Source organism: Acidovorax sp. SUPP950 (assembly GCF_030158935.1).
Taxonomy (GTDB): domain Bacteria; phylum Pseudomonadota; class Gammaproteobacteria; order Burkholderiales; family Burkholderiaceae_C; genus Paracidovorax.
In genome coordinates, this window is record NZ_BQXE01000003.1 from 240,968 (window position 1) to 265,106 (window position 24,139).

At 71.5% G+C, this 24,139-nt stretch carries 25 protein-coding genes; 12 read left to right on the forward strand and 13 right to left on the reverse strand.

All coding sequences use genetic code 11. The features are described from left to right. Nucleotides 1-45: 45 nt before the first annotated feature. Nucleotides 46-1,389, forward strand: a complete 1,344-nt coding sequence (locus AVME950_RS14870; protein WP_284430408.1) for a D-amino acid dehydrogenase — start codon at nt 46-48, stop codon at nt 1,387-1,389. A gap of 29 nt (nt 1,390-1,418) precedes the next feature. Next, on the forward strand, nt 1,419-1,979 hold the full coding sequence (locus tag AVME950_RS14875) for an NAD(P)H-dependent oxidoreductase (protein WP_284430409.1): 561 nt from the start codon (nt 1,419-1,421) through the stop codon (nt 1,977-1,979). A 26-nt stretch (nt 1,980-2,005) separates the two neighbouring features. Here the strand turns inward: AVME950_RS14875 and AVME950_RS14880 are convergent, their stop codons facing one another. Beyond that, a complete protein-coding gene (locus AVME950_RS14880) occupies nt 2,006-3,184 on the reverse strand; it encodes a M14 family zinc carboxypeptidase (protein ID WP_284430410.1) in 1,179 nt (392 codons plus the stop codon). After that, complete coding sequence (locus tag AVME950_RS14885) at nt 3,181-3,963, reverse strand: alpha/beta fold hydrolase (protein WP_272566145.1); 783 nt, start codon at nt 3,961-3,963, stop codon at nt 3,181-3,183. The genes AVME950_RS14880 and AVME950_RS14885 overlap by 4 nt, the downstream gene beginning before the upstream one ends. 99 nt (nt 3,964-4,062) lie before the next feature. Between AVME950_RS14885 and AVME950_RS14890 the strand changes: the two genes are divergently transcribed. Continuing rightward, on the forward strand, nt 4,063-4,620 hold the full coding sequence (locus tag AVME950_RS14890) for a flavin reductase family protein (RefSeq protein ID WP_272566146.1): 558 nt from the start codon (nt 4,063-4,065) through the stop codon (nt 4,618-4,620). 64 nt (nt 4,621-4,684) lie between these two features. Here the strand turns inward: AVME950_RS14890 and minE are convergent, their stop codons facing one another. The 5 genes from minE to AVME950_RS14915 form a co-directional block, all read right to left on the reverse strand. After that, nucleotides 4,685-4,948, reverse strand: coding sequence for a cell division topological specificity factor MinE (gene minE / locus AVME950_RS14895; protein ID WP_092744488.1), 264 nt, complete (start codon nt 4,946-4,948; stop codon nt 4,685-4,687). A gap of 3 nt (nt 4,949-4,951) precedes the next feature. Then, nucleotides 4,952-5,767: a septum site-determining protein MinD gene (minD, locus tag AVME950_RS14900; protein WP_284397011.1), complete on the reverse strand. Its 816-nt coding sequence runs from the start codon at nt 5,765-5,767 to the stop codon at nt 4,952-4,954. A gap of 57 nt (nt 5,768-5,824) precedes the next feature. Then, on the reverse strand, nt 5,825-6,586 hold the full coding sequence (gene minC / locus AVME950_RS14905; protein WP_284430411.1) for a septum site-determining protein MinC: 762 nt from the start codon (nt 6,584-6,586) through the stop codon (nt 5,825-5,827). 281 nt (nt 6,587-6,867) lie between these two features. Further along, nucleotides 6,868-7,491 carry a CDP-diacylglycerol--serine O-phosphatidyltransferase gene (gene pssA / locus AVME950_RS14910; RefSeq protein WP_284430412.1) on the reverse strand — a complete coding sequence of 208 codons (624 nt, stop codon included), beginning with the start codon at nt 7,489-7,491 and terminating at the stop codon, nt 6,868-6,870. Nucleotides 7,492-7,607: 116 nt separating this feature from the next. Beyond that, entirely contained in the window at nt 7,608-8,069 is a 462-nt protein-coding gene (locus AVME950_RS14915; RefSeq protein ID WP_284397018.1) for an Lrp/AsnC family transcriptional regulator, read from the reverse strand. A 149-nt stretch (nt 8,070-8,218) separates the two neighbouring features. On the opposite strand from AVME950_RS14915, the gene ocd reads away from it, so the two are divergent. Both ocd and rocF read left to right on the forward strand, forming a co-directional pair. Continuing rightward, nucleotides 8,219-9,352 (forward strand): ornithine cyclodeaminase, encoded by a 1,134-nt coding sequence (ocd, locus tag AVME950_RS14920; protein WP_284430413.1) that lies wholly within the window; start codon nt 8,219-8,221, stop codon nt 9,350-9,352. Nucleotides 9,353-9,510: 158 nt separating this feature from the next. Further along, complete coding sequence (gene rocF, locus AVME950_RS14925) at nt 9,511-10,479, forward strand: arginase (protein WP_284430414.1); 969 nt, start codon at nt 9,511-9,513, stop codon at nt 10,477-10,479. Nucleotides 10,480-10,502: 23 nt separating this feature from the next. On the opposite strand, the gene AVME950_RS14930 is transcribed toward rocF, so the two are convergent. The 4 genes from AVME950_RS14930 to AVME950_RS14945 all read right to left on the reverse strand — a co-directional run bounded on the left by AVME950_RS14930 (nt 10,503) and on the right by AVME950_RS14945 (nt 15,960). Then, on the reverse strand, nt 10,503-12,623 hold the full coding sequence (locus AVME950_RS14930; RefSeq protein ID WP_284430415.1) for an acetoacetate--CoA ligase: 2,121 nt from the start codon (nt 12,621-12,623) through the stop codon (nt 10,503-10,505). Between the two features lie 136 nt (nt 12,624-12,759). After that, nucleotides 12,760-12,996, reverse strand: coding sequence for a DUF6139 family protein (locus tag AVME950_RS14935; RefSeq protein WP_284430416.1), 237 nt, complete (start codon nt 12,994-12,996; stop codon nt 12,760-12,762). A 208-nt stretch (nt 12,997-13,204) separates the two neighbouring features. After that, a complete protein-coding gene (locus tag AVME950_RS14940; protein WP_284430417.1) occupies nt 13,205-14,035 on the reverse strand; it encodes a M48 family metallopeptidase in 831 nt (276 codons plus the stop codon). A 302-nt stretch (nt 14,036-14,337) separates the two neighbouring features. Then, on the reverse strand, nt 14,338-15,960 hold the full coding sequence (locus AVME950_RS14945; RefSeq protein ID WP_284430418.1) for an IclR family transcriptional regulator domain-containing protein: 1,623 nt from the start codon (nt 15,958-15,960) through the stop codon (nt 14,338-14,340). A 184-nt stretch (nt 15,961-16,144) separates the two neighbouring features. On the opposite strand from AVME950_RS14945, the gene AVME950_RS14950 reads away from it, so the two are divergent. Beyond that, the gene (locus tag AVME950_RS14950; RefSeq protein WP_284430419.1) at nt 16,145-17,629 is read left to right on the forward strand and encodes an aldehyde dehydrogenase (NADP(+)); all 1,485 of its coding nucleotides are present in this window, start codon (nt 16,145-16,147) and stop codon (nt 17,627-17,629) included. A 50-nt stretch (nt 17,630-17,679) separates the two neighbouring features. Here AVME950_RS14950 and AVME950_RS14955 read toward each other — a convergent pair whose 3' ends face one another. Together AVME950_RS14955 and AVME950_RS14960 are read right to left on the reverse strand one after the other, a co-directional pair. Then, on the reverse strand, nt 17,680-18,207 hold the full coding sequence (locus AVME950_RS14955) for a class IV adenylate cyclase (protein WP_284430420.1): 528 nt from the start codon (nt 18,205-18,207) through the stop codon (nt 17,680-17,682). 28 nt (nt 18,208-18,235) lie between these two features. Continuing rightward, nucleotides 18,236-18,691: a winged helix-turn-helix transcriptional regulator gene (locus tag AVME950_RS14960; RefSeq protein ID WP_284430421.1), complete on the reverse strand. Its 456-nt coding sequence runs from the start codon at nt 18,689-18,691 to the stop codon at nt 18,236-18,238. A 121-nt stretch (nt 18,692-18,812) separates the two neighbouring features. Here AVME950_RS14960 and AVME950_RS14965 point away from each other — a divergent pair, with 121 nt between their 5' ends. The 6 genes from AVME950_RS14965 to AVME950_RS14990 all read left to right on the forward strand — a co-directional run bounded on the left by AVME950_RS14965 (nt 18,813) and on the right by AVME950_RS14990 (nt 24,120). Then, a complete protein-coding gene (locus tag AVME950_RS14965; protein WP_284430422.1) occupies nt 18,813-20,033 on the forward strand; it encodes an MFS transporter in 1,221 nt (406 codons plus the stop codon). Between the two features lie 70 nt (nt 20,034-20,103). Next, nucleotides 20,104-20,715 (forward strand): helix-turn-helix domain-containing protein, encoded by a 612-nt coding sequence (locus AVME950_RS14970; protein WP_284430423.1) that lies wholly within the window; start codon nt 20,104-20,106, stop codon nt 20,713-20,715. Further along, complete coding sequence (locus AVME950_RS14975; protein WP_284425207.1) at nt 20,712-21,290, forward strand: GNAT family N-acetyltransferase; 579 nt, start codon at nt 20,712-20,714, stop codon at nt 21,288-21,290. Before AVME950_RS14970 ends, AVME950_RS14975 begins: the two co-directional genes overlap by 4 nt. 229 nt (nt 21,291-21,519) lie before the next feature. Then, the gene (gene ubiM, locus AVME950_RS14980) at nt 21,520-22,815 is read left to right on the forward strand and encodes a 5-demethoxyubiquinol-8 5-hydroxylase UbiM (protein ID WP_284430424.1); all 1,296 of its coding nucleotides are present in this window, start codon (nt 21,520-21,522) and stop codon (nt 22,813-22,815) included. 35 nt (nt 22,816-22,850) lie between these two features. Then, on the forward strand, nt 22,851-23,729 hold the full coding sequence (locus AVME950_RS14985; RefSeq protein ID WP_284430425.1) for a PDDEXK-like family protein: 879 nt from the start codon (nt 22,851-22,853) through the stop codon (nt 23,727-23,729). After that, on the forward strand, nt 23,644-24,120 hold the full coding sequence (locus tag AVME950_RS14990; protein ID WP_284430426.1) for a hypothetical protein: 477 nt from the start codon (nt 23,644-23,646) through the stop codon (nt 24,118-24,120). The genes AVME950_RS14985 and AVME950_RS14990 overlap by 86 nt, the downstream gene beginning before the upstream one ends. Nucleotides 24,121-24,139 lie beyond the last annotated feature (19 nt).

Here is a 24,139-nt window from a genome sequence, read left to right on the forward strand (position 1 = left end):
TAATTTTGCTTTTAATTCGCCGCAACGCGATCCACACTCCGGCCCATGAAAACCATCGTCTTGGGCGCCGGCATCATCGGCATCAGCACCGCCTGGCATCTGCTCGAGCGCGGCCATGAAGTCACCGTCGTGGACCGCCAGCCCGGCGCGGCGCTGGAGACCAGCTTCGCCAACGCGGGGCAGATCTCGGTGAGCTACTGCGAGCCCTGGGCCAACCGCGATGCGCCGCTCAAGGCGCTCAAGTGGATGTTCGACAAGGAAGCACCGCTGCTGTTTCGCCCGCAGCTCGACTGGGACCAGTGGCGCTGGGGCCTGAAATTCCTCGCGCAGTGCAACGATGCGGCGTTCGAGCGCAACGTGCAGCAGATCGTGGCCCTGGGCGCCTACAGCCATGCCGCCCTGAAGGACGTGGTGCGCGCCACCGGCATCGAATACCACCGGCTGGAGCGCGGCATCGCCCACTTCTACACCGACCAGAAATCGTTCGACGCCGCCGGCCACGCGGTCGAGGTGATGCGCCGGCACGGCGTGCAGCGCCGCCTGGTCAGCCGCGACGAGCTGCTGCAGATCGAGCCGGCCTTCCGCGCCTACGGCGATCACATCACCGGCGGCACCTATACCAGCACCGACGAAAGCGGCGACGCCCGCCTGTTCACGCAGGAGCTCGCGCGCCGCTGCGCCGAGCGCGGCGTGCAGTTCCTCTACGGCCACGACGTGGTGCGCCTGAACCAGGCCGGTGGCGCTATCGAATCCGTAGCCGTTCGCGCAAGCAGCACCAGCGCTGGAGGCCAGAAAGACCAGAACCTCACCGCCGATGCGATCGTCGTCGCCTGCGGCACCTACAGCGCCCCGCTGCTGCGCACCGTGGGCGTGGACCTGCCGATCTACCCCGGCAAGGGCTACAGCGCGACCTTCCCGCTGCTCAAGCCCGAGGGCGCGCCGCTGGTCTCGACCATCGACGACGGCAAGAAGATCGCCATGAGCCGCCTGGGCAACGTGCTGCGCGTGGCCGGCACCATCGAGCTGGGCGGCTACGACCTGTCGCTGGACAGCCCCCTGGCGCGGGCGCGCTGCCACATGCTGTCGCGCCGCATCGAGGCCATCCTGCCCGGCGTGTGCGACACCCGCACGCCCGAGGAAGGCGGCAACCCACAGTACTGGACCGGCCTGCGCCCGGCCACGCCCACCAACATTCCGTTCATCGGCCGCACGCGCGTGGGCAAGCTGTGGGTCAACGCGGGCCACGGCACGCTGGGCTGGACGCACGGCGCGGGTTCCGGCAAGGCGGTGGCCGAGCTGATCAGCGGCGAGCGGCCGGCCATGGCCTTCGGCTTCCTGGGCCAGGGCGTGGCCGCGGGTGCCGCCGCGTCCGCCCCCGTCGCGGCCTGACCGGGGCGGCACCGCCGGCCGGCGCTACCATGCCGGGCATGCCCTCCCACACCCTGTTCCTCACGACCTCCACCCGCGAGCCCGGCCATGTCGGCAACACCGAATGGCTGGCGCGGCAGGCCGCCGCGGCCCTGCCGGCGGACACCGTTCAGACCTGGCTGAACCTCGCGCGGATGGCGCTGCCGCCCTTCGTGGACCGGCGCCACACCACCGGCGAGTACCCCGCACCCACCGGCGACATGAAGACGCTGCTGGAGGCCACGCTCGCCGCGACCGACATCGTGTTCGTCGCACCCGTGTACTGGTACAGCATTCCCTCGCCGCTCAAGACCTACCTGGACCACTGGAGCGGCTGGATGCGCATTCCGGGCCAGCCGTTCAAGGAGCCCATGGCGGCCAAGACGCTGCGGCTCATCACCACCAGCGGCGACCGCGCCAAGGCGCAGCCCATGATCGATTCGGTGCGGCTGTGCGCGCAGTTCCTGGCCATGCCCTGGGGCGGCGCCCTGTGGGGCAAGGGCGGGCCGCCCGGCGCGGTGCAGTCCGATGCGCAGGCCCTGGCATCGGCTGCTACATTTTTAATAGCATAACACCCTAGTCGAATCTGCGCTGGAGGCTATTTCTGCGGTGATGCCTGGCCGTCCACGACGGCCAGGTGCTCGTCCATCCAGCGCAGCAGGTCGCGCCACATCACGCGCACCTCGTCGTCCTGCGGCATGCGCAGCTCGTGCTGCAGCTCGATGGTGACCACGGGCAGCCCCAGGTGCACGCTGCCGTAGTGCCCGAGCGAGCCCGGAAAGATGCCCAGCTGGTCCAGCCGCAGGCGCCCCAGCCGGCTGGGCGGCGGCTGCGGGCCGTCGAAGTCGAGCACGCCGTAGGGCGCATGGATGCTGACCACCAGATCGGGCTCGAACTGCGCCATCTGCGTGTGCAGGAACTGCGATTCGGGCTCCGACAGCGCCGCGGGACCAGGCCAGCGGCGGGGGTCGCGGCGGGTGCGCTTTTCCCAGTAGATGGGGGCGTCGCGCTCCCAGTTGGGGGTGGGGAAGTTGCGGTTCAGGTCCACGCCGCGCGCATTCACCCGGGTGGCGGGCTTGGCGAGCATGCCGTCCGGGTTCAGCGCGGGGATGAACCGCCAGTGCACCGGCCGCCGCGTGGGCAGCAGGCGCGTCTCGGCGAACCCGATCCAGCGCAGCGCGAGCGACGCCGCCGTGGGCTCGTCGCCATGCATGGCGCCCACCACCAGCACGCGCAGCGGCACCGTGCCCGGGGCCAGGCCGGCCGGCGGCACGTCGCGCCAGTACAGGGGGATGCCGTTGCGCGACAGCGCGCCGCTGGGCACCAGGTGGGCGGACTGGCACTGGGCCTTGGAGATGCCGGGCAGGCGCGGCAGGAGCAGCGGGCAGGCGGTGTCGGGCTCCGCGGCGGCCGTGCCCACGGCGGCCGTGCCGGGCGGCGATGGCGCCGGGGCCGGTGCGGACGCCGCCTTGTGCGGCGCGCCGGGGCCGACATGGGAAGGGGCCACGCCCCGTTCGGGCGTGCGGGCCTGCGGCAAGGGCGCCTCTGGAGAACGGGGCTGCACGATCACGGCCGACTGGATGCCGGCCATGCGGGCAGGCACCGTCACCTGGGCGGTGGCCGGCCCCTCGCCGAGCGGCACGCGCGCGCCGCCCACCAGGTCCGGGTTCCAGATGCGCGTGCCCATCAGCGCCAGGGCCAGCGCCGCCCCCAGGGGCAGCAGCCAGGGCAGGGCGGCCGCGGCGGCGCCGCGCGGCGTGCGGTCGGCGGCGCTCAATGCAGCACCCGCTCGGAAGCAGCCAGGAACGCCAGCAGCGCGCCGTCGAAGCCGTCGGGGTCTTCCAGCTGCGGCCAGTGGCCGACGTGGGGCAGGTCCAGGTGGCGCGCATCGGGCAGCACCTGCGCCAGCGCCTGCAGCGCCTCGGGCGGGGTGCAGCGGTCCTGCTCGCCGCCCAGCAGCAAGGTGGGCATGTGCAGGCGCGACAGCTCGGCCGCGCTGCGCGCGAACGTGGGCAGCGCCTCCAGCGCGCGGCGGTAGGCCGAGCGGTGCACTTGGCCCATGGCGTGGCCGGCCAGGCGCACGCCCTCGGGCAGTGCGCCGGTGCCGATGTGGCGCGGCACCAGGCGCTGGGCGATCTGCTCCATCGACTGGCCGGCGTCCAGTTCGGCCAGGCGCGGCGCCACCCATTCGTCCAGGCTGTGCGCATCCAGGGCCGGCCCGCCGCTGCACAGCACCAGCCGGCGCACCAGCGAAGGCTCGCGCAGCGCCACCTCGATGGCGATCATGGCGCCCAGGCCGTGGCCCACCAGTACGGCGGGGCCGCACTGCAGCGCCTGCAGCAACTGCACGCAGCTGTTGGCCAGGCCCTTGAAGCTGTAGGGCTCGATGGGGGCGCTGCGGCCGTAGCCGGGCATGTCCCAGGCCACGGCGCGGTAGCCGGCCGTCGCCAGGGTCTCGACCTGGGGAGCGAAAGTGAGGTGGTCGCCGTCCGCGTCGTGCAGCATGAGCACGGTGGGTCCGGAGCCGAGGGTCGTGAAAGTGGGTAGAAGGGCCATGAAGAGAACGGCAGGCGCCGCGGCCGCCGGCAGCAAATCGCCAGGCGCCGGACCATAATAGCCGACCCCTTCCCTCCGGCCGCCCGCGCCCGCGCCTTCGTGAACAGCCCCCTGCACCGCCCCATCGCCGCCCGTCCGCCCGGTTTCTCCACGCGCGAGTTCCGCGATGCGCTGGGCATGTTCGCCACGGGCGTGACCATCGTCACCGCGCGCGGCCCGGACGGCGGGCTCATCGGCCTCACGGCCAGCTCCTTCAATTCGGTGTCGCTGCAGCCCCCGCTGGTGCTGTGGAGCCTGGCGCACAAGGCCTCCACGCTGACGGCCCTGTCGGCCGGCTCCCACTACGCGATCAACGTGCTGGCGGCCGACCAGCGCGCGCTGGCCGAGCGCTTCGCCTCGCGCGGCGTGGACCGCTGGGCCGGCGTGGCCCACCAGCCGGGCATCGCCGGCGCCCCCGTGCTGGACGGCGCCGCGGCGGTGTTCGAGTGCTTCAACCGCAGCCAGTACGTGGAGGGCGACCACACGATCTTCGTGGGCGAGGTGGAGCGCTGCAGCCACCGCACGGGCGCCTCGCCGCTGCTCTACCACGGCGGCACGTTCTACACCGAGCACCCGCTGGGCGCCGCGCCCGCGCTGCAGGCCGAGATCCGCAAATGACGGCGCCGCGGGCCCTTCGAGGGGGCACCGCGGCGCGGCGGGGACCGAACGGCCAGGGTGGCGGCTATTTCACGCCGTCGGGCAGCTCGATCTTGACTTCCAGCACTTCCAGGTTGTCCTGGCGCTCCAGGTGCACCTTGATGTCGTCGGCGTGGATCGACACGTACTTGGAGATCACCGCCACCAGTTCGCGCTGCAGCGCGGGCAGGTAGTCGGGCGTGGAGGCGTTGCGGCCGTTGCGTTCGTGCGCGAGGATGATCTGCAGGCGCTCCTTGGCGACCGAGGCGGTCTTCTTTTTCTCGCCCAGCAGGAAAGACAACAGAGACATGCGTTACCTCCCGCCGAAGATGCGTTTGAAGAAGCCGGGCTTGTGCGCGTCGATGAACCGCAGGGGCTTGTCCTCGCCGAGGAAGCGGGCCACCACGTCCTTGTAGGCCTCGGACACGTCGGTGCCCTGCATGTGGATGGCGGGCGTGCCCTGGTTGGAGGCCTGCAGCACGTTCTCGGACTCGGGCACCACGCCGATCAGCTCGATGCGCAGGATGTCCTGGATGTCCTCCAGCGACAGCATCTGCCCGTCTTCCACGCGGTTGGGGTTGTAGCGCGTGATGAGCAGGTGCTCCTTCACGGGCTCGCCGCCGGCGATGGCGCGCTTGGTCTTGCTGCCCAGCATGCCCAGGATGCGGTCGGAGTCGCGCACCGAGGACACCTCGGGGTTGGTCACCAGCAGCGCCTCGTCGGCGAAGTGCATGGCCATGAGCGCGCCGCTCTCGATGCCGGCGGGCGAGTCGCAGACGATGTACTCGAAGCCCATGCCGGACAGGTCGTTCAGGATCTTCTCCACGCCGTCCTGCGTGAGCGCATCCTTGTCGCGCGTCTGGCTGGCGGCCAGCACGAACAGGTTGTCGCACTGCTTGTCCTTGATGAGGGCCTGGTTCAGGTTGGCCTCGCCCTGGATCACGTTGATGAGGTCATACACCACGCGGCGTTCGCAGCCCATGATGAGGTCCAGGTTGCGCAGGCCGACGTCGAAGTCGATCACCGCGGTCTTGTGGCCGCGCAGTGCGAGGCCGGATGCGAAGCTGGCACTGGTGGTGGTCTTGCCCACGCCACCCTTGCCGGAGGTCACGACGACGATTTTGGCCATGTTGTGAAAATTCCCTGCGTTGGTCCGAATGAAAGAAGAAGGCGGTCAGAACGGGTTCTAGAGCGGCTCGATGAGCAGCTTCTCGCCGTCGAGCCGCACCTGGGCCGGCTTGCCGCGCACGGCGTCCGGCAGCTCGGTCTCGGTGGTGCGGTAGATGCCTGCGATCGACACGAGCTGCGGCTCCAGGCACGTGCTGAAGATGCGCGCGCTGGTGTCGCCGCGCGCGCCGGCGATGGCCCGCCCGCGCATGGGCGCATAGACGTGGATGTTGCCGTCCGCGATCACCTCGGCGCCGAAGCTCACCACGGCCATCACGACCAGGTCGGCGCCGCGGGCATACACCTGCTGGCCCGAGCGCAGCGGCTTGTCCACCACCACGGTGGTCGGGCCGCCGGCGGGCACCTCGCGCACCACTTCGACCTCGCGGATGACTTCGCGCACCACCTCGCGCGGGGCGTCGGCCGCCGGGGCATGCACGCGGGCCGGGGGCGCCTCGGGCGCGGCGATCAGGCCGGCGGCGTGCGCGGCCTCCATCTGTGCGGGGCTGCCGCCGCGCACGGCCACGGGCTGGGTATGGTGGCCGCGCAGCGCGGCGCACAGGGCGTCGAAATCGATGGCGTCGCCGGCCTCGCGCACGCCGGCCAGGTCGATCAGCACGGGGTCGTTGTCGAAGAAGTCCGGGTCGCTCTCCAGCCGTGCGGCCAGGTCGGCGGCGAGCACGCCGACGTCGGTGGTCTTGAGCACGACCGCCACCACGGGCAGCTGGGCGCTCTTGAGGTCAAAGCTGGTGCGGGCCTGGCCCGCCGTGTCAACGGCCATGGAAGGGGGGTGCGTGGTGCGGAAAAAAGGGGGAGCGGTACGCCCGGCCCGAAGGCGCGAAGTGTACCGTGGGGGCCCGCCGATGCCTGTCGCCGGACGTATCCGCGCGCTGCGCGCCGCGTGGGGCAGGCAGCTTGGCGCCGAGGCCCGGCCGGACAAGCCCATGCTTGCAGGCCGCGTGCGGCAGGCGCCGGCACCCTGGATCGAATCGGGCCTCAGCGCAATCAAATCAACGGCATGCAGCTATTATTTTCATAGCAATATTCCGTCCCCCGAAGCCTTCAGAACTTGGGAATGCGGATGCGGCTGATCATGAGCGAGCCCGACAGCGCGAACAGCAGCACCAGCGGGTGCAGCGTGAACCCGCCCAGCACCACGCTGCCGAACCACAGGTGCTCGCGCACCGCGCCCAGGGCGGCGGCCAGCGCCATCAGGGCCACGAGCACGATGGAGGTGGGGATCGGCGTGCCCTCGAAGTATTTGACCTTGCCCGAGCCTTCCGACAGCGTTTCGGCGGTGACGTTGTAGCGCGCCAGGCGCGAGACGCCGCAGGCCACGAAATACGCCAGCACGATGCGGTCGTACAGGCCCTGCATGCCGCAGGCGTAGGCGATGATGGCCGGGGCCACGCCGAACGAGATCACGTCGGCGAGCGAATCGAGCTCGCGCCCCATGGCCGAGGACTTTTGCCGCCAGCGCGCGATGCGGCCGTCCAGCACGTCGAAGATCAGCGCCGCCAGCACCAGGGCGCAGGCGAAGTACACGTGGCGCACCTCGCCGGTCTCCAGGAACGTCATGGACGAGAACAGCGCCCCCACGCCGCACACGGCGTTGCCCAGCGTGAACCAGTCGGCGAGGTGGAACTCGCGGATCATCGAAAAGCGCTTGGGGGTGGACTGGGACATGGACTCTCCTGGGTGGGTGGCGGCCGCCGCGCGCCGTGGAAGGCCGCGGTGGCAATGCCTGCCGATTATGGGCGGCGCCCCGAGGGGCGCACCGTCAGGCATGTCCTACGGGCCCGCTATGGCCCGGCCGTGCCGCGCCCGCCGGACGCGATGGGCGCACGCACGGTCTCCAGGTGGATGCTGGTCTCGGTGTTGCTGATGCCCTTGATGAGGCGGATGCGCTCCAGCGCATGCGCCAGCTCCGCCAGGCTGCCCACCTGCAGTTCGGCCAGCAGGTCCCAGCGGCCATTGGTGCTGTGCAGCGCCAGCACGCTGGGCTCGCCCAGCAGCGAGGCCGTGACCCGGCGCGCGTCGTTGCCCTCGATGGAGATGCTGGTCCAGGCCTGCAGCCCGCCGCCCGTCTCGCGCTCGGGCCGCAGCCGCACCGTGTAGCCGACGATCACGCCCGTGTCCTCCAGCCGGCGGATGCGGTTGGTGACGGTGCCGCGCGACACGCCCAGCCGCGTGGCCAGCGTGGCGACGCTGGCGCGGGCGTTGTGTCGCAGCTGGGCGATCAGTTGCTGGTCGATATTGTCCATTTCGGCAATTCCTTTGAGCAAAAAGCCAGTCTTTTGCGCTTATGCGTGCATTTTTGCCGATTTGGATTGGCGCACCCTTGTGGGACGCTAGGACCCATGCCGCCCCGACACCCGTCGCGTGGCGCACCCACCGACGAGGAGCCGATCCCATGACCCCCGACCAACGCCCCATCCCCGGCACCATGTCCACCGAGTTCTTGAGCGCCACGCGCGCCGCGCAACTGGTCGGCCGCACCGGCGTGGTGGAATGCCTGCGCGGCATGGCGCAGGCCATCGAAGAGGACTACGCCCGGTGGCAGGACTTCGACAAGTCCGCGCGCACCGCGAGCCATTCGCCCAATGGCGTCATCGAACTCATGCCCGTCGCCGACGCCCGCGACTACGCCTTCAAGTACGTGAACGGCCACCCGGTCAACACCCGCCACGGCCTGCCCACGGTGATGGCCTTCGGCGCGCTGGCCGACGTGGCCACCGGCCACCCCTCCTTCCTGAGCGAGCTCACCCTGACCACGGCGCTGCGCACCGCGGCCACGTCGGCCATGGCCGCGCGCTACTTGGCCCGCCCGGACAGCCGCAGCATGGCGCTGATCGGCAACGGCGCGCAGAGCGAGTTCCAGGCCCTGGCCTTCGTGGGCCTGCTGGGCATCGGCGAGCTGCGCCTGTACGACATCGACCCGGCCGCCACGGCCAAGCTGGCGGCCAACCTCGCGCCGCTGGTGGCGCGGGGGGAGCTGGAGATCGTCCGCTGCGCCAGCACCGCCGAGGCCGTGCGCGGCGCGGACATCGTCACCACCGTCACCGCCGACAAGGCCTACGCCACGATCCTGCACGGCGACCTGGTCGAGCCTGGCATGCACATCAACGCCGTGGGCGGCGACTGCCCCGGCAAGACCGAACTGGCGGCCGAGGTGCTGCGGGCGGCCAGCGTGTTCGTGGAGTACGAACCCCAGACCCGCATCGAAGGCGACCTGCAGCAGATGCCTGCCGACTTCCCCGTGACCGAGTTCTGGCGCGTGGTGCGCGGCGAGGCGCCGGCCCGCACGTCGCTCGCGCAGGTCACCGTGTTCGACTCGGTGGGCTTTGCGCTGGAGGACTATTCCGCCCTGCGCTTCATGCGTGCCCTGGGCCGCAGCGCAGGCCTGCTGCAGCCGCTGGAGCTGATTCCCGACCAGGCCGACCCCAAGGACCTGTACGCGCAGATCCAGCCGTGGATCGCCCTGGGCACGCCCGCAGGCGCGCCCCCGCTGGTGCAGGCCGCCGCCCACCTGGCGGAAGCGCTTTAAGCACGCGTGGACTGCGCCAGGACACGCCACCCATCGTCACCGTCCGCGTGCACACTGCACGCGCCCCATGCCGTTTTCCGCAGGCCGCCAGACCGCATGCGGGTGAAAACTTTGGCGCCACGGCGCCCGCACGCCGTGCGTTTCCAGGAGATGAACCCATGACCGACACCGCAACCCCCGCCCCGCACACGCGCGCCACCCTCATCGGCGCCCCCACCGACGCCGGCGCCGCGCGCCTGGGCGCGGCCATGGGGCCCGACGCCCTGCGCGTCGCCCAGCTGGGCCCGGCCCTCGCGCGGTTCGGCGTGGACGTGGAAGATGCCGGCAACCTCTTCGGCCCGCCCAACCCGCAAAGCGCGCGGGGCGACCACGGGCTGCGCAACCTGGCGGAATGCGTGGCATGGAACCGCGCGGTGCACGACGCCGTGTCCGCGCAGTTCGCCGCCGGCCGCATGCCCATCCTGCTCGGGGGCGACCACCACCTGGCGGTGGGCTCGATCAGCGCGGTCGCGCGGCACTGCCGCCAGACGGGCAAGCGCCTGCGCGTGCTCTGGCTCGATGCCCACGCGGACTGCAACACGCCCGCCATCTCGCCCAGCGGCAACGTGCACGGCATTCCCGTGGCGAGCCTGTACGGCTTCGGCCCCGAATCGCTGTCGGCCCTGGGCGGCGCCGTGCCCGCGCTGCAGGGCGCGCAGCTGTGCCAGATCGGCCTGCGCAGCGTGGACGACGAGGAAAAGCGCCTGATCCGCGAGCTGGGCATCGAGGTGTACGACATGCGCTCCATCGACGAGTTGGGCATGCGCGAGGTCATGCGCCGCGCGCTCGACGGGCTGGAGGGCGAGGCCGGCGACGATGTGCACTTGCACCTGAGCTTCGACGTGGACTTCCTCGACCCCGAGATCGCCCCAGGCACCGGCACCACCGTGCGCGGCGGCCCCAACTACCGCGAGGCGCAGCTTTGCATGGAGATGATCGCGGACACGGGCCGCCTGGCCTCGCTGGACATCGTGGAGCTGAACCCCGCGCTCGACATCCGCAACCAGACCGCCGAGCTGGTGGTGGACCTGGTGCAGAGCCTGTTCGGCAAGAGCACGCTGGTGCGCGCCCGCCCCGCGGCCGCGTGACGGCGCGCTGACGCACTGAAGCGCTAATGCGCCGCAGCGGTGGCCGCGCGCTGCTGCGCGAACGCCACGTACCAGGGCAGGCAGCCCGGGTTGGCCATGGCGTCCTGGTTGACCACTTTGTCCAGCGGCTGGCCCAGCAGCAGCTTCTTGATGGGCAGCTCCTGCTTCTTGCCGCTCAGCGTGCGCGGCACCTCGGCCACCTGCACGATCTCGTCCGGCACGAAGCGCGGCGACAGCGCGGTGCGGATGGCCGCGGCGATGCGCCCGCGCAGGTCGTCGTCCAGCACCACGCCGCCCCGCAGCGCGACGAAGAGCGGCATGTAGCTGTCGCGGCCCAGCGATTCCAGATCGACCACCAGGCTGTCCAGCACCTCCGGCAGGGCCTCGACGGCGCGGTAGATCTCGCTCGTGCCCATGCGCAGGCCGTGGCGGTTGATGGTGGCGTCGCTGCGCCCGTAGATCACGCAGCCGCCGTGGCGGCCGATCCGGATCCAGTCGCCGTGGCGCCAGACCGGGCCCATGTCCACGGGCCCGTCGCCCCCGCCCGGCCGCCGGCCGTGGCCCGGCGGGTACATGTCAAAGTAGCTCGCCAGGTAGCGTTTGCCGTTCGGGTCGCCGCCCTGCCCGGCCGGGCCCGGCTCGCCATCGCCCCACAGGTACAGCGGCATGGACGGGATGGGCTGCGTGCACACCAGTTCGCCCACCTCGTCGATCACCGGCTGGCCCTCGGCGTTCCAGGCCTCGACCGCCGCGCCCAGCATGCGGCACTGCATCTCGCCGGGCACCTGGGGCAGCTCGCGGTGCCCGCCGATGAAGGCGCCGCAAAAATCGGTGCCGCCGGAGATGTTGTTCCACCAGATGTCGCCGTCCGCATGCCCCGACACGCCCAGCGCGCGGAACTGCGCCGTGCCCCAGGCCTGCACCTCGGGCGCGAGCGGCGAGCCGGTGGTGCCCAGTGCCCGCACGCGAGAGAGGTCGCCGCAGTCCGTGAGCGACAGGCCCGACTTCATGCAGTTGGCGTAGAAGGCCGCGCCCGCGCCGAAGAACGTCACGCCCGTCTCGGCGGCGAAGCGCCAGAGCGTGCCCCAGTCGGGCCGCTCGCGGCTGCCGCCCGGGTTGCCGTCGTAGATCACGCAGGTCGTGCCCGCCAGCAGGCCGCTCACCTGCGCGTTCCACATCACCCAGCCGGTCGAGCTGTACCAGTGGTAGCGCTCGCCGAACGAATTGGGCTCGTAGCTGCAGCCGATGTCGTTGTGCAGCCCCTTGAGCTGCAGCGCCACCAGCACCATGCCGCCGTGGCCGTGCACGATGGGCTTGGGCAGGCCGGTGGTGCCGCTGGAGTAGACGATCCACAGCGGGTGGTCGAACGGCAGCCACTCGGGCTCGAACGCAGCCACTTCGGTATCGTTTTGGCCACATGCCCTAGAAAAATCTGCCGTGCCTGCTATTGTTTCAGGAGCATGCAGGTGCTGCACCACCACCATGTGGGTGACCGAGGGCAGCGCCGCGCGCAGCTCGGCCAGCACGCCGGTGCGGTCGTGGTCGCGCCCGCCGTAGGTCACGCCGTCCACTGCGATCAGCACCTTGGGCGCGATCTGGCGGAAGCGGTCCAGCACGGCGGCCGTGCCCATGTCGGGCGCGCACACGCTCCACACCGCGCCCAGGCTGGCCGTGGCCAGCAGGGCCACCATGGCCTCGGGGATGTTGGGCAGGTAAGCCGCCACGCGGTCGCCGCGCCGCACGCCCTGGCGGCGCAGGTGCAGCGCGAGCGAGGCGACCTGGCGGCGCAGCTCGGGCCAGGACAGCTCGCGGTGCAGGCCGCGCTCGTTGCGGCTCACCACGGCCGGCAGGCCCGCGGCGTGCGCCGGGTCCACATGGCGCAGCACCTGGCGCGCGTAGTTGACCTGCGCCCCGGGAAACCACACGGCCCCCGGCATGGCATTGCGTGCCAGCACGGCCGTGTGCGGCGTGGGCGACTGCAGGTCGAAGTAGTCCCAGATGCTCTGCCAGAACGCATCGAGGTCGGTGACGGACCAGCGCCAGAGCGCGTCGTAGTCCGCGAAGGCCAGTCCGTGGCGGGCCTGCAGCCAATCCTGGTACAGGCGGATCTGGGGAACGAACGGGGGGGTGTTTTTTGTCTCCATGGCGCCGCAGCGTAGCGTGCGCCACCGCCGCTGTCACCGGGCGGGCGTCCCCGAATGGACAAAGCCGCCGGCCGGGTGCGGCGGGCGGCTTTGCGAGGGAGGCGGCAGCGGGGCGTTGCCCGCCGGGCCCCCGGGGTCAGTCGGTCAGCTCGTGCACGCTGGTGATGGCGTAGCCCTTTTCCTCGATCTGCGCGGCCGGTTGCGCGATGCCGTAGTCGTCCCAGTGGTCGGCGTTCTCGTCCATCTCCTCGCCGCGGGCTTCGGTGTCCCAGTCCACGTTGATCGCCTCCTGCGGGATGGGGCGCCCTTCGGGCACGGCGAGGTGGGAGAACTTGCCATCGGCTTCGGCTCGGCGATAGATGTCTACGCGCATGTGGGAGTCCTTTTCGGAAATGAGACGCAAAGGCTGTCCACTCTATCGAGCGGGGTTCTGGCGGGGCGTAGGAAAACACCTCTCGCGGGAGGGTGGCACCGGAAGGCGCCCCACCCCCACGCCCTGCAAAAACCAAAAAAGGCGGCCGGGCCTTCGCCCGCCGCCTTTCTGGTTTGGCTGCCTTGACTGGCTGCCTCAGGCTGGCTGATTACTTCGCCGAGGCCAGGTCGCGCATGCGGTCCGCACGGCCGCCCGCGTCCGGGTGGGTGGACAGCATGGCGTCCATGCCGCCGCTCTTGCCGCTCAGCGAGGCGATCTTGCGGAAGGCCGACTCCATGGCCTGCACCTTGTACTTGTGCTTCTTCATGAAGGCCAGGCCGTAGTCGTCGGCGGCGGTTTCCTGGCTTTGCGAGAACTGGCTGTTGACCAGCTTCTCGCCCAGGGCGCCCAGGTCGGAGTCGGCCAGGCGGCCCACGCCGCCCGCGGCGGACGCGGCCTTGCGGCCGGCGGAGGCCATGTAGGCCGTGCGCATGGCCGACAGCGAGTGCTGCAGCTTCACGTGGCCGATTTCGTGGCCGATCACGCCCAGCAGCTCCTGGTCGTTCATCATGTCCATGAGGCCGCTGTACACGCGGATGGAGCCGTCGGCCGTGGCGTTGGCGTTCACGTCCTTGCTCAGGTACACCTTGAAGTTCAGCTTCATGCCGTCTTCGTTCACGTGCTTCTTGGTCAGGCGCGCCAGGCGCTGCGCGTACTTGTTGTTGGCCGGGGCGGCGTTCTCGGTGCGGTCTTCGTAGTTGCGGTACTGCAGCGAGACGGTCTTGAGTTCTTCGTCGGACACGGTCACGGCCTTGAACACGTCCAGCGCGGCGCCCGCCTTGTTCTCGGTGCTGCTGGAGTTGGAACCGCCGGCGCTGGCCGCGCCCAGCACGCTGGAGATGGCCGAGGTGCCGGAGCCGCTCTTGCTGCCATCGCCCGTGGTGGCGCAGCCGGACAGCAGCAGGGCGAGCGCGACGGCGCTCAGTGAGAACTTCTTCATGGAAACACTTTCGTTGAGGTCTGGAAACAAGCGCCAATGGGGCGACGGATGCGGTGCTCGGGAGGCTCTGCGGCCCCTTGGCGGTCATGGGGTGGACCGGGCAGGCGGAAATTGTTTCACGGGCGTTTGAAATGCCATACGGCGTGGCGCCGCGAATGCATCGAGTTGTATCCACGGCTTGGCCACCGCTTCCGCCGCTTTACAAAGTAACGAAACGCCGTGGCGCCATAGGGTGAACCACCCCGTACACAACCTTTTGTTTCAATAAAGACGCCATCAACGGGGAACGAAACGGCGCTCCGCTACACCGCGACCTCGAAGAGCCGGCCCGACAGCGGGGCCTTGGCCAGCACGTCCAGTGGCACCGGCTGGCGCGCCGTGGTGATGAACAGCCGCCGCCCGTCGGCCCCGCCCAGTTCCACGTCGGTGGGACAGGGCACCGGCAGCGCGACGACGCGGTCCAGGCTGCCGTCGGGCAGGAAACGCACCACGCTCCAGCCATCGCGCAGGGCCGTCCACACCCCGCCCTCCGCATCCAGCGCCAGGCCGCTCACCCGGCCCGAGCCCTTGGGCACGGAGACGAGGCGGCGCACGGCGCCGGTCTCGGGCTGCAGCGACAGGATGGCGCCCGTGTCCGGCACGGCGGCCCAGAGGGTGCCGTCCGCCGCGCGCCAGCGCAGGCACTGCACCGGCTCGGGCAGGCGCCAGCGCACCTCCAGCGGCGCGCCGAGCCGCAGGCAGCCCACGGCGCTGCCGCCCTCGGGCGTCTCGCAGGCCAGCCACAGTTCGCCGCCGGCACCGCGGCAGACGGCCTGGGCCGGCAGCGCGGGCCAGGGGGCCAGGCGCTGCGCCGGCCCGCCCCGGGGGAGCGCGAAGGCGCCGTGGGCGCACCAGGCGATGGGCGGGGGCGCGGTGGCGGGGCCGGTCGCTTGCGCCTCGCCGCTGCCGTCCTGCCCCAGCAGCAGGCCGTGCACGGGGCCTTCGGCCTCGGCCCAGAGCGTGTCGCCTTCGTCCCCCGGTCCCACCGCCCGCAGCGCGGGGGCGAGGGTGTCGGCCCAGAACAGCCGGCCGCTGGCCGCGCACCAGCGCGGGTGGGCGCCGTGGAACGCCCAGGGGCCGGGCACGGGGCGGGCCTCGGCATCGCCCAGGGTGGGGCGCACGCCGTGCAACTGCGCGCCCACACGGCGCGCGGCCTCGGCCACCTCGGGGCCCAGCAGCTCCAGCCGCTCGGGCGTGAGCCGCCAGGCCGGCCCGGCCACGCTGAGCGCGCCGCGCACCTGGCCCAGGCCGTCGATGATGGGCGCGCCCACGCAGCGCACGCCGGGCACGATCTCTTCGTCGTCGATGGCATAGCCGCGCGCCGCCGTGACCCGCAGCTCGGCCAGCAGGCGCCGCCGGTCGGTCAGCGTGCGGGGCGTGAGGGGGCGCAGCACCAGTTCGCGCACCAGGGCATCGCGCGCCGCGCCGTCCATGGCGGAGAGGATGGCCTTGCCCTGGCTGGTGCAGTACACCGGCTTGCGCTGGCCCAGCGCGCTGGACGAGCGCTGGCTGTGCGCGCCATCGCAGCGCTCGAGCGACACCACGTCGCGCCCGTCCAGCGCGGCCAGGTAGGTGGTCTCGCCCGTCAGGTCGCGCAACGTGCGCAGTTCCATCACGGCCGCCGCGGCCAGATCGGGCATGGCATGGGCCTGGCGTGCCAGCTCGAAGCAGCGCACACCCAGGCAGTACACCTTGCGCAGCGGATCGCGGCGCAGCATGCCGCGCGCCACCAGCGTGGCCAGCAGGCGGTAGGCCGTGGTGCGGGGCAACGCCAGCCGCGCTGCCAGGTCGGCGTGGCTCAGGCCTTGCGGCGCGGCGCCCACGGCGTCCAGCACGTCGAGGGCTTTTTCGAGCGCGGCGGTGCCGTCTCCGGGCGATGCAGGCATGTTTGTCTCACGAAATGGAATTCAGAACCGCGCGGGGAGGGGGCGGCGGGCCGCAGGGATTTTAGGCGGCTCGCCCTTTCATTACGATGGCAGGCTCCCAACGGCGGGCCCCTGCCGATCGGCGAACAATTCCATTCAGTGAGACAGCAGGCCGCGACGGCCCTTGCCCTTTTCAGGAACCTCCATGCCCGACAACACCCTGCAATCCATCGACGCCCGCACCGGCCAGCCCCACGGCGCCGCCTGGCCCGAATCCACCCCGGCCGAGATCGACGCCGCCGTGGCCGCCGCCGCGAGCGCCGCCGATGCCTTCGCCGCCACATCGGCCGCCGACCGCGCCGCCCTGCTGCGCGCGCTGGCCGAGGCCCTGGAAGCCCAGCGCGAAGCCCTGGTGCCCGTGGCCGACCGCGAAAGCGGCCTGGGCCCGGTGCGCCTGAACGGCGAGCTGGACCGCACGGCCTTCCAGCTGCGCGGCTTTGCCGACGTGCTGGAGCGCGGCGCGGCCCACACCGTGCTGGACGACGCGGCCGTGGCCGGCGCGCCGCCCGCGGGCCGCCCACGCCTGACCCGCGTGCGCGTGCCCGTGGGGCCGGTGGCCATGTTCTCGGCCAGCAACTTCCCGTTCGCGTTCTCGGTGCTGGGCGGCGACACGGCCTCGGCCCTGGCGGCCGGTTGCCCGGTGGTGGTGAAGGCGCACCCCGCACACCCCGAGCTGTCGCGCCAGACCGCGGCGCTGGCGCAATCCGTGGTGGCCGCGCGCGGCCTGCCGGCCGGCGTGTTCCAGCTGGTGCAGGGCGGCTCGATCGAGGCCGGCGTGCGCCTGGTGCAGGCGCCGGCGGTCGCGGCCGTGGCGTTCACCGGCTCGTTCAAGGGCGGCACGGCGCTGGCCAAGGTGGCCGCAGAGCGTCCGCGCCCGATCCCGTTCTACGGCGAGCTGGGTTCGGTGAACCCGCTGGTGGCGCTGCCTTCGGCACTGCAGGCCAACGGCGCCGCGCTGGCCGAGACGCTGGCCGGCTCCATCTGCCTGGGCTCGGGCCAGTTCTGCACCAGCCCCGGCGTGATCGTCGTGCGCCAGGATGCCTCGGGCGATGCCTTCGTGCAGGCCCTGGCCGACAAGCTGCGCCCCCTGGCGCCGCACGCCATGCTCACCCCCGGCATCCGCGGCGCGTTCGACCGGGGCGTGGCCGCATGGCGCGGCCACGGCAAGCTCCGGGCCCTGGTGAGCGAAACGGCCGAAGCCGGCGCCACGCCGCGCCCGTTCCTGGGCGAAGTGCAGGCGGCTGACTTCATCGCCGACCCTGCGCTGCACGAAGAGGTCTTCGGTTCCGCCGCGCTGGTGGTGCGCGTGGCCTCCATCGAGGAGACCGTGGCCGTGCTGCAGGCCATCGGCGGCTCGCTCACCGTCACGTTGTGGGGCGCCGATGCCGACACGGCCGAACACCGCGCGCTGGTGCGCGCCGCCACGCAGGTGGCCGGCCGCGTGCTGTTCGCTGGCGTGCCCACGGGCGTGGCCGTGACCGGCGCGCAGATGCACGGCGGCCCCTACCCCGCCAGCACCGCACCGTTCACCACCTCGGTCGGCTATGCGGCGCTGGACCGGTTCCTGCGCCCCGTGGCGCTGCAGGACGCCCCCGCCTGGCTCATCGAGCGCAACGGCGTGCCCTGCTGAAGGGCGGTGCCGCGGGGCCAAAGCCCTGCGGCGCAGCGCGCGCCCGGGCGTCAGCCGCCCCGGCCGCGCAGCAGATCGACGTAGGCGCAGTCCACCCACTGCGCCGGTGCCACGCCGAGCCGGGCCATCAGGTCGTGTGCCTCCCGCAGGCCGGCGTCTTCGGGCTCGGCCTCGTCCAGCACCACCTCCGGCTCCATGAACTCGCCCAGGCCCGCCACGCGGTCCAGGTGCACGCGCGTGCGGCCCACGAGGTACAGCGTGCGCGCCTTGACCACCCGCCCCGCCTGGCCGTGCGCCAGCGTGAGCGCCTCGCGCAGCCCGTCGGGATCGGCCGTGGGCGTGCGCACGTAGAACGCGGTCCTGGGCCCCTGCACGTCGGGGCGGCGGTAGAAGATCAGCTCGCCCGCGCCGGCGGAGAACGCGCGCAGCTTGAGCCGGCCGGCCGCGCAGCGAAAGAACGTGTCGTCCTGGTGGATCCACTCCGGGCCGCGGTCGGCCAGCACTGCGGCGCGGGCCTCCAGCGCGGCCAATGCGCCGGGCGACGGCAGGCGTGCCTTGATTTCGATGTTGCGGGGCATGGGCCCAGTATGCCGGCGGCCGCGCGGATCAGGGCCGCGCACGCACCTTCTTCACGAGGGTGTCCACCGGCCGGACGACCCGCCCGTCCTCCAGCCGCAGCAGGGCTTTCGGCAGCGGCTTGCCCGTGGCGCGATCGACGAGCACCGAGTGCTTCTCGCCCCGGGCGTACAGGTGCGCCTCGCCCCACTGGCGCAGGGCCACGACCACCGGAAACAGCGTCTCGCCCTTGGCGGTCAGCACGTATTCCTGGTAGGCGCTGCCATCGGAGGCGGGCGCGATCTCCAGCACGCCCCCTTCCACCAGCGTGCGCAGGCGGTCGCTGAGGATGTTGCGCGCTGCGCCCAGGCTGGCCTGGAACTCGCCGAAGCGCCGCAGTCCGTCGAACGCATCGCGCACGATCAGCATCGACCAGCGGTCGCCCACCACGTCGAGCGAACGGGCCACCGGGCAGGGGGAATCCGCGAGGCTTTTTCTTTTGGCCATGGCCACTCCTTGGGTGCCGGTGGCGGACCGGGCATTCGATCCACGCACCGAAGTGGTTTCATTTTAAAACAGGATGGCACTACACTCGATCCAGTTTCAATCAGCAACTGGATTAGAGCCCATGACCGCCGCCAACCCGTCCGCCCTGCACGCCGCCCCCGGCCATCCCCTGCCGCCGGGCCTCGTGCGCCTGCTGGCCGTGTGCTGCGGCGTGAGCGTTGCCAATGTCTACTACGCCCAACCCCTGCTGGATGCCATCGCGCTGGATTTCGGCATCCCCGCCATGGCGGTGGGTGGCGTGATCACCGCCACCCAGGTGGGCTGCGCCATCGCTCTGCTGTTCGTGGTGGCGCTGGGCGATCGGGTGGACCGAAAGCGCCTGCTGTGCGGGCAGTTGGTGCTGCTGGCGCTGGCGCTGCTGGGCGTGGCCTGGGCGCCCACGCCGCTGCTGTTGCTGGCGGCCATGGCCGCCATCGGGCTGCTGGGGACGGCCATGACGCAAGGGCTGATCGCCTGCGCCGCCACGCTGGCCCCTCCCGCCGAGCGGGGCCGGGTGGTCGGCACCGTGCAGGGCGGCGTCGTCATCGGCCTGCTGCTGGCCCGCACGCTGGCCGGCGCGGTCACGGACCTGGCGGGCTGGCGCGCCGTGTACCTGGTCTCCTGCGGCTTGTCGCTGGCGATGCTGGCGCTGCTGTGGAAGGCCCTGCCGCACGCCCGCGCGCGCCCGGCCACGCTGGGCTACTGGCCGCTGCTGCGCTCGATGGGCACGCTGCTGGCGACCGAGCGCGTGCTGCAGATCCGCGGCGTGATCGGGCTGCTGATGTTCGCGGCGTTCAGCGTCTTCTGGAGCGCGCTGGTGCTGCCGCTGAGCGCGCCGCCCCATGCCCTGTCGCACACCGCCATCGGCGCGTTCGGGCTGGTCGGCGTGGTGGGCGCCCTGGCCGCCGCGCGGGCCGGCCGTTCCGTGGACCGGGGCCGGGGGCAATGGGCCACCGGCCTCGCGCTGGCATGCCTGCTGGTGTCGTGGGTGCCCATTGCGTTCGCAGCGCACACGCTGTGGGCGCTGGCGGTGGGCATCGTGCTGCTCGACCTGGGCGGGCAGGCGGTCCACGTGGTGAACCAGGGCCTGATCTTGCGCACCCGGCCCGAGGCGCACGGCCGCCTGGTGGGCTGCTACATGCTGTTCTACGCGGTGGGCAGCGGCCTGGGAGCGGTGGCATCGACCGCGGTGTACGGCCTTGCCGGCTGGCCCGGCGTGTGCGCGCTGGGCTTGGGGCTCAGCCTGGCGGCGCTGGTCTTTTGGGCGGCGACGCTGCGGGCGATGCCTGCACAGGGGGCCTGATACGGCATTGACCCGGCCTTGATCCGGCGCGCATCCATTTTTCTGGAATCATTTCCATTAAACTGGAGGAATGGACATCAATACCCGCCTGGCCCGCCGCGTGCGCGAACTGCGCGATGCGCGTGGCCTCTCGCTCGACGCCCTGGCCGAACGCAGCGGCGTGAGCCGCTCCAACATCTCGCTCATCGAGCGCGGCGAAAGCAGCCCCACCGCCACCGTGCTGGACAAGCTGGCCACCGGCCTGGGCGTGGCGCTGGCCTCGCTGTTCGATGCGCCCCAGGCCGAGGGCGACGAAGGCCTCGCCGCGCCCTCGCCCGTGGCCCGCGTGGCGCAGCAGCCCGTGTGGACCGACCCCGCCTCCGGCTACCTGCGGCGCAACGTGTCGCCCACGGTGGCGTCGCCGCTGCAGCTCGTGGACGTGGTGTTTCCGCCGGGCCAGCGCGTGGCCTACGAGCGGGCCGACCGCGGCGCGGAGATCCACCAGCAGATCTGGATGATCGACGGCCGCATGGACATCGCGCTGGATGGCACGGTCTGGCGGCTGGAGGCCGGCGACTGCCTGGCCCACCGGCTGGAGGGCGCCATCGAATACCGCAACCCCACGCGCAGCCCCGCGCGCTACCTGGTGGCCCTGGCCACCCTGCCCGCCATTCCACCCCACCCGACCCGGAGCCCGACATGACCGCCGCCACCTCACTCGCCACGCCCTCCGCCGAAGTCCCCGCCGGCGCCCCTGCCGTGACCGTGCGCCGCCTGGGCGTGAACGAAGCCGCCGCCTGCGTGCCGGCGCTGGCCGAGGTGCTGATCGACTGCGTGGCCGGCGGCGCTTCGGTGAGCTTCATGCACCCGCTGGCGCACGACAGGGCCGTGGATTTCTGGCGCGGCGTGGCCGAGGGCGTGGCGCGCGGCGAACGGGCGCTGCTCATCGCCGAAGCGGTGGACAGCGGCGCGGTGCTGGGCACCGTGCAGCTCGTGCTGGCGCAGCCCGAGAACCAGCCGCACCGGGCAGACGTGGCCAAGATGCTGGTGCACCGCCGCGCCCGCCGCCAGGGCGTGGCCCGGCAGTTGCTGGACGCCGTGGACGCGGTCGCCCGGCAGGAGGGCAAGACCCTGATGGTGCTGGACACGGTGACCGGCGGCGACGCCGAACGGCTCTACGCCCGCGCCGGCTGGCAGCGCGTGGGCGAGGTACCGGGCTATGCCCTGATGCCCGACGGCGCGCCGTGCGGCACCACGTTCTTCTACCGGGCGGTGTGACGCAGCGGGCCGTGGCCCCATGGCCCGCCGGGGTGCCGCCGCGAGGCATTGGGGCCTTTTGGGCCCCAAAGGCAATCGATACTAGGGCATATAGCTATTAAGTCAATAGCAAATCCACCAGTGCAGCCGGCCACATTCCCTTGACCCAGTGCAAGCCGGGGGCGCGGCGGGGCCCGCACAATGGCCGCCGGCGCCCGCCGGGCGCTCGCCTTCCTTGGTCTTTCCTCCCATGCCCCAGCAGCATTGCGACGTTCTCATCGTCGGCGCGGGCCCGGCCGGCCTGTCGCTGGCCATCGCCCTGTGCCAGGCCGGTTTCACCAGCACGGTGCTAGACCGGCAACCCGCCACCGCGCTCGCCGATCCCGCGCCCGACGGCCGCGAGATCGCGCTCACCCACGCCAGCGGCGACACGCTGCGCCGCCTGGGCACCTGGGCGCTGCTGGCCCCGCACGAGATCGGCCGCATCGCCGAGGCCCGGGTGCACGACGGCCCGGTAGGGCGGCACGCGCCGCTGCGGCTGCACCCGGGCCAGGCCGCGGACCAGGGGGTCGCGCACCTGGGCTGGATCGTGCCCAACCACGCGCTGCGCCGCACCGCCCACGCCGTGGCGTCGCAGCGGCCGGGCGTGCGCATCCTGGCCGGCGCGCAGGTGGCGCAGGTGTCCGTGGCGGCCGACCATGCGGCGGTGGAAACCATGCCGGCCGCTGGTGATGCAGGCGATCCGGCCGCGCCCCGCACGCGCCTGCAGGCCCGGCTGGTCGTGGCCGCCGACAGCCGGTTTTCCGCCACCCGCCGGCAACTGGGCATCGGCGCGCGCATGGCGGACTTCGGGCGCACCGTCATCGTCTGCCGCATGCGCCACGCAGCGCCCCACCACGGCATCGCGCACGAGGCCTTCGGACACGACCGCACCCTGGCCGTGCTGCCGCTGCCGGACGACCCGGCGGACGGCGCGCCGCAGTGCTCCGTGGTCGTCACCACCGGCGCGGCCGAAGCGGCGGCCCTGATGGCGCAGGACGCCGCCACGTTCGCCGCGCAGGTGCAGGCCCAGTTCGCGGGCCGGCTCGGCGCGATGGCGCTGGTGGGCGAGCGCCACGCCTACCCGCTGGTCGCCACCTATGCGGACCGCTTCGCCGGGCACCGCTGCGCGCTGCTGGGCGATGCCGCCGTGGGCATGCACCCGGTGACCGCCCATGGCTACAACCTGGGCCTGGCCGGCGTGGAGGGCTTGGCACGCGCCCTCGCCGACGCCCGGCAGCGCGGCCAGGACATCGGCAGCGCCGACGCGCTGCGGCCCTATGCCCGCGCGCACCACCGCCGCGCCTGGCCGATCTATGAAGGCACCAACGCCATCGTGCGGCTGTACACCGACGCGCGCCCCCCGCCCCGCGCCGTGCGGCAACTGGTGCTGCAGGGCGCCCGGCGGCTGGCGCCGCTGAAGGCGGCCATCGTGGGGGAGCTGACGGGGCGCAGTGCGTGGCGGTCCGGTACGCTCGGGCGGGATACCCAAACGCCGCTGCGATGAGCGCGGCCAACCCCCAGCCACCAGTCCCCCGCCACATGACCCCGACCCATCGCAACGAATACGCGCTGCTGCAGCAAGTGCAGGTGCGGCAGCAGGCCCGCCGCATCGCCGCCCAGCAGTTCGCCAGGCAACTGGCCCCGGACTTCTCCCTGCTGGAATACCTGCGCAGGAACGAGATGGCGATTTCGGAGTACCTGTCGCTGCTGCTCGATCCGGCGGGCAGCCACGGGCAGGGACCTTTGTTCCTGCACCGCTTTCTGCAGGTGCTTTCGGTGGAGCATCCAGACGCTTCATGGACGCTCGGCAGCCAGCGCTGCCGAATTCAGCGCGAGAAGTCCATCAACGGCGGGCGCATGGACATCCACCTGGAACTGGACCGCGGCTGCATCTGCATCGAGAACAAGCCGTGGGCCGCCGACCAGATCGGGCAGTTGCAGAACTACGCCCGCCATCTCGAAAGCGCCGCGCTCGGCAGGCCCTGGATGCTGGTGTACTTGTGCAGCGCCGGCCCCAGCAGCCGCAGCATCGACGAAAAAAGCCTCCGGGCCATGGGAAGACCGGGGGCGGTTCATCTGGCTGAAATGGCCCGGCATCGTCGCCTGGCTGGAAGACTGCGCCCTGCACATCCAGGCCCCCACCGTGCGCCTTTTCGTGGACGCCCTCGTGCAGTTCATCCGACAAAAAATCATTCGGGAGCCTTCGATGGAAAACTCGCAGGAAATCGTGGACGCGATGACGGCTACCCAAGCGAATATCGCGTCGTCCATTCGCATTGCCCAAGCGATGCCGCACATGAAGCGCGCTCTGCTTCGCAAGATTTACGAGCAGATGCAAATGATGGCGGGGGCGCCCGGTGCCTTCGCGGCCCATTGGGACGAAGATTGGCAGACGTCGGAAGAGTGGATCGGCTTTGAATTCGACCTCGGTTTGCGCGATTTGCGACTTCGGTACGAGACGAGCGACCTGACCGAGGCTGGTACTTTCTACTGGGGCATCTACACGAATGGCGAGTTGACGAAGCGCGACACATTGATGTGGCCTGAGATTCAGCGCTTGATGAAACTGCACTATCCCAATGGGCAGGAAGATTGGATTCACTGGCCATGGTGGCAGTATCTGGAACACGATCTGGACTACGACGGACAAGAACAGGAAAGCCAGCAGATGCAGCCATGGATATCCATCGCCGATCCTTCCGGAGCCCATGCTTTTGCCAGCACCGCCATGCGCCGCGCGGCAGAGGTCAAGGAACGGCTATACGCTAGCGCGATCGTGTCGATGCGATGCCACGGGGCTGCTGAATGAGCCTCCCGCCAGCGCCCCG

Bases quoted from the DNA above. Each gene is read 5' to 3' on its own strand.
- AVME950_RS14870 (WP_284430408.1), top strand. From the start codon at position 46: ATGAAAACCATCGTCTTGGGCGCCGGCATCATCGGCATCAGCACCGCC.
- AVME950_RS14875 (WP_284430409.1), top strand. From the start codon at position 1,419: ATGCCGGGCATGCCCTCCCACACCCTGTTCCTCACGACCTCCACCCGC.
- AVME950_RS14885 (WP_272566145.1), bottom strand. From the start codon at position 3,963: ATGGCCCTTCTACCCACTTTCACGACCCTCGGCTCCGGACCCACCGTG.
- minE (WP_092744488.1), bottom strand. From the start codon at position 4,948: ATGTCTCTGTTGTCTTTCCTGCTGGGCGAGAAAAAGAAGACCGCCTCG.
- minD (WP_284397011.1), bottom strand. From the start codon at position 5,767: ATGGCCAAAATCGTCGTCGTGACCTCCGGCAAGGGTGGCGTGGGCAAG.
- minC (WP_284430411.1), bottom strand. From the start codon at position 6,586: ATGGCCGTTGACACGGCGGGCCAGGCCCGCACCAGCTTTGACCTCAAG.
- pssA (WP_284430412.1), bottom strand. From the start codon at position 7,491: ATGTCCCAGTCCACCCCCAAGCGCTTTTCGATGATCCGCGAGTTCCAC.
- AVME950_RS14915 (WP_284397018.1), bottom strand. From the start codon at position 8,069: ATGGACAATATCGACCAGCAACTGATCGCCCAGCTGCGACACAACGCC.
- ocd (WP_284430413.1), top strand. From the start codon at position 8,219: ATGACCCCCGACCAACGCCCCATCCCCGGCACCATGTCCACCGAGTTC.
- rocF (WP_284430414.1), top strand. From the start codon at position 9,511: ATGACCGACACCGCAACCCCCGCCCCGCACACGCGCGCCACCCTCATC.
- AVME950_RS14930 (WP_284430415.1), bottom strand. From the start codon at position 12,623: ATGGAGACAAAAAACACCCCCCCGTTCGTTCCCCAGATCCGCCTGTAC.
- AVME950_RS14935 (WP_284430416.1), bottom strand. From the start codon at position 12,996: ATGCGCGTAGACATCTATCGCCGAGCCGAAGCCGATGGCAAGTTCTCC.
- AVME950_RS14940 (WP_284430417.1), bottom strand. From the start codon at position 14,035: ATGAAGAAGTTCTCACTGAGCGCCGTCGCGCTCGCCCTGCTGCTGTCC.
- AVME950_RS14945 (WP_284430418.1), bottom strand. From the start codon at position 15,960: ATGCCTGCATCGCCCGGAGACGGCACCGCCGCGCTCGAAAAAGCCCTC.
- AVME950_RS14950 (WP_284430419.1), top strand. From the start codon at position 16,145: ATGCCCGACAACACCCTGCAATCCATCGACGCCCGCACCGGCCAGCCC.
- AVME950_RS14955 (WP_284430420.1), bottom strand. From the start codon at position 18,207: ATGCCCCGCAACATCGAAATCAAGGCACGCCTGCCGTCGCCCGGCGCA.
- AVME950_RS14960 (WP_284430421.1), bottom strand. From the start codon at position 18,691: ATGGCCAAAAGAAAAAGCCTCGCGGATTCCCCCTGCCCGGTGGCCCGT.
- AVME950_RS14965 (WP_284430422.1), top strand. From the start codon at position 18,813: ATGACCGCCGCCAACCCGTCCGCCCTGCACGCCGCCCCCGGCCATCCC.
- AVME950_RS14970 (WP_284430423.1), top strand. From the start codon at position 20,104: ATGGACATCAATACCCGCCTGGCCCGCCGCGTGCGCGAACTGCGCGAT.
- AVME950_RS14975 (WP_284425207.1), top strand. From the start codon at position 20,712: ATGACCGCCGCCACCTCACTCGCCACGCCCTCCGCCGAAGTCCCCGCC.
- ubiM (WP_284430424.1), top strand. From the start codon at position 21,520: ATGCCCCAGCAGCATTGCGACGTTCTCATCGTCGGCGCGGGCCCGGCC.
- AVME950_RS14985 (WP_284430425.1), top strand. From the start codon at position 22,851: ATGACCCCGACCCATCGCAACGAATACGCGCTGCTGCAGCAAGTGCAG.
- AVME950_RS14990 (WP_284430426.1), top strand. From the start codon at position 23,644: ATGCAAATGATGGCGGGGGCGCCCGGTGCCTTCGCGGCCCATTGGGAC.